Below are 335 nucleotides of genomic sequence, written 5' to 3' on the forward strand. Positions count from 1 at the left end.
AAGGCGCTGGTGAGGTTGGTGTCGATCACCTTGTTCCACTCGTCGAGCTCGAGCTCGTGCGGCGGCTTGCGGATGCTCATGCCGGCATTGTTGATGAGGATGTCGATGCGACCGAGATCCTTCACTACACGCGCGATCATGGCTTCGATCGCGGCCCTGTCGGTGACATCGGTTGCAACCGCGATCGCCTTCACGCCGCGCTGCCTGAGATCTTCGACGGCTGCTTTGGACTTGGCTTCGTTGCGTCCGACCACCGCGATGTCGGCGCCGGCATCGGGAAGGCCGCGCGCCCTGCCGAGCCCGATGCCGCCATTGCCCCCTGTTACGACCGCGAC

Annotated in this window: 1 protein-coding gene; it reads right to left on the minus strand. The window is 64.5% G+C overall.

The genetic code is table 11. The features are described 5' to 3' along the window. A partial coding sequence (locus tag AABA84_RS34845) for an SDR family NAD(P)-dependent oxidoreductase (RefSeq protein WP_338314356.1) occupies window positions 1-335 on the minus strand: 335 nt, incomplete at both ends.

This window comes from Bradyrhizobium sp. TM239 (assembly GCF_036247985.1).
Taxonomy (GTDB): domain Bacteria; phylum Pseudomonadota; class Alphaproteobacteria; order Rhizobiales; family Xanthobacteraceae; genus Bradyrhizobium; species Bradyrhizobium ottawaense.